Annotated in this window: 5 protein-coding genes; all 5 read right to left on the bottom strand. The window is 61.0% G+C overall.

Annotated elements, in window-relative coordinates; all coding sequences use genetic code 11:
* Window positions 1-27 precede the first annotated feature (27 nt).
* Window positions 28-189 carry a hypothetical protein gene (locus PLL20_22185; protein HPD32709.1) on the bottom strand — a complete coding sequence of 54 codons (162 nt, stop codon included), beginning with the start codon at window positions 187-189 and terminating at the stop codon, window positions 28-30.
* Window positions 186-458 (bottom strand): hypothetical protein, encoded by a 273-nt coding sequence (locus tag PLL20_22180; protein ID HPD32708.1) that lies wholly within the window; start codon window positions 456-458, stop codon window positions 186-188. The genes PLL20_22185 and PLL20_22180 overlap by 4 nt, the downstream gene beginning before the upstream one ends.
* Window positions 455-835, bottom strand: a complete 381-nt coding sequence (locus PLL20_22175) for a hypothetical protein (protein ID HPD32707.1) — start codon at window positions 833-835, stop codon at window positions 455-457. The genes PLL20_22180 and PLL20_22175 overlap by 4 nt, the downstream gene beginning before the upstream one ends.
* Window positions 835-1,125 carry a hypothetical protein gene (locus PLL20_22170; protein HPD32706.1) on the bottom strand — a complete coding sequence of 97 codons (291 nt, stop codon included), beginning with the start codon at window positions 1,123-1,125 and terminating at the stop codon, window positions 835-837. Before PLL20_22170 ends, PLL20_22175 begins: the two co-directional genes overlap by 1 nt.
* Window positions 1,122-2,292: AAA family ATPase (locus PLL20_22165; protein ID HPD32705.1), on the bottom strand; the 1,171-nt coding region annotated here is incomplete at its 5' end. The genes PLL20_22165 and PLL20_22170, both read right to left, overlap by 4 nt.

Raw genomic sequence — 2,292 nt, 5'->3', positions numbered from 1 at the left:
ACCAACGGGATAGCTCGCGAGAAAAGGTCACTTGTTCACCTGCTGATTCTTGATCTGCTGCATACCAACCTTGCCGCCACGAAAAGGCCGATTCTTGCCGAACACGCCCCCGCCCTTACGTCGCGCCTTACGCTTGCCCATCTGGAAATCGGCGATTGCGGATAAAATCCGCTGCTGGTAATCCTTCATAGAGACACTCCACAAACAGCATTGTTGTACTGCTCCAGCGCCCGCTGGTAGGCGTCAACGGCGCTGTCGTAATTTTCGCCACCACCGATAGACGCATCAACCACGCGATCGAACGCCTGCGTCAACAAGGCGAAGCTCCGGGCCGGTTCGGATTCGGGCAACTGCCCGGTCACAAAGAATCGCTCAATGTCTTGCTGCGTCCGGTCTTTGCCCATGCGCTGCCGGATGCGCTGGAGGCGCTGCTCGATCCGCTCCAACCGCCGCCTCATTCGCCACCGTCCTTCACACGCAAGAGCCGTTCGATTTCGTCCATTCGCTCGCGGATCGCCGCCGCCTCAGAAGCCCTGCCCTCGCGCAGGACAAGCTCCGCGACCTTGATCCAATGCGCCGCCGGCGACGCATCGTCGTTCACGATCTGCCGCAACCGCTGGATAACGTCGGCAGTCAAGGTGCTCAAGCTCGCTATGTTGCCCTCAAACATCGCTTGCCGGGCTTGCTCCAGCCGCTTGCGAAAGTCCTCTTGCTTCATCCATGCGTAGCCGCACCGAGAAGAAATCCCCGCGTGCTCGGACGCTTGTTGGATATCCATGCCAAGCAACCGGCCCTCGATGAACAGATCGCGCTTCCTTTCGCTGTGTGCTTTCATTACCAGGTCCTCGCAGAAACCACAGCCTCCGCCAGTGCCTTCTGCTTTCGCCGCATGAACTCCACCGCCCGGCTCGCCTGCTCGCTGTTGTGGGCCAAAGCAACCGGCACGTACCCACTTGACCAGCCGCGACAAACCTGCAAATGGTTCGTCCCGAGAACGTTGAACAGCCGGTCGATATTGAAGTTCGTCGCGCCGTTGCTATCGACCAGCGCCTCCACGACCCATAAGTCCCCAAGCTCTGCCGGCAGACCCGCTGCCGTTATGATCCCGATCCCGAGTTCTCTCATTTCTGTTTACCCCCAACAATGACTCCGAACTCTTGAAACGTGAGGCCGCTGGTAAGATCGTAAGCGAGACGCAAGCCCGTTCCCGGCGCTCGGGCTTTCTCGATGTAGATGGTCTGGTTGTGCCCAATCTCAATCCGGCCCAGGGGGCTCTTGGTTAAACTCGTCTTCTTGTCGTGGCGCATGATCTGCAAAACGCAATCGGAGAATCGACCGTAGGCTGCCGAACCGGCCACTTTGTCGGGCGTGCCTTCGTCTGCGCCCTTCACCAGGTGGGTCACGAGAATGATGCTGCATTCATGGTCAATCGCTGCCCGCTTGACGCGTCGCACGAACGCAGGGTCCGCTACCCAGGGCTGCCCCTTGCGAACCGCCGCCGAAACAGGGTCGATGATGATCGCCCGCCGTCCCGCTTTCGCCTCTGCCTCAATCCATGCCGCGATGTCGTCCAGGGTTTCGAGTCCGAGTCCGGCGCTCACAATCGACGCCGCCGCCACCCGGTCCAGTTCTTCGCGATGTGTGTCGGTCAGTTCCCGCATTGTCCATGCGTTCGCTTTCTGCCAGTCAAGGTCGGTGACATCGGCCATGCCGGATGCCTGGGCAAGCGTGCGGTCCATCAGGTCGCCGGCGTCACCTTCCAACAGGTACGCCGATGCAGATATGCCCTCACAAAGCCAGTACCGCAGAAGCTGGAGCGCGAAGAACGACTTGGCCGCGCCTTGCCGTCCCGCAATTACCGTCAACCGCCCCGGCGCTCCGAACCGCGTGAGCTTCGCCAGTTCCGGCCACGGGAGAGGTAGGCAGGCCAGTTCGCCCGACTCGATTCGTCGCAACCGATGCTCGTAGTCGGCAATCGGCCCCGTTGATCTTGCTCGCTTCACGGCGTCCAGGATCGCCGCTTTCGGATCCGCGACAACGACCCGACATTGCTCGATGAAATCGTAGGCGTCTTCCTTTACCGCAAGGTCCAGGTCGCCCGGTTCGATCATCGACACGACGGGCCTCGGGTCCAGCTTCGCCAGAAAGCCCGCCACGGTCTTCATGTGAGCCCTGCCCGGCTCGTCATTGTCGGGCCAGAGGGTGACTTGCTTGCCCGCCAACGGCTGCCAATCCGCATATTCGGCCTTCCCCGCTCCGCATGGCGAGGTAGTAGCCGGCAAGCCCAAGGCA

The sequence above is a fragment of the Phycisphaerae bacterium genome (genome assembly GCA_035384605.1).
Classification (GTDB): Bacteria; Planctomycetota; Phycisphaerae; order UBA1845; family PWPN01; genus JAUCQB01.
The sequence above is the reverse complement of the archived record's forward strand: the minus strand, read 5'-3'. Positions and strand labels throughout refer to the sequence as shown.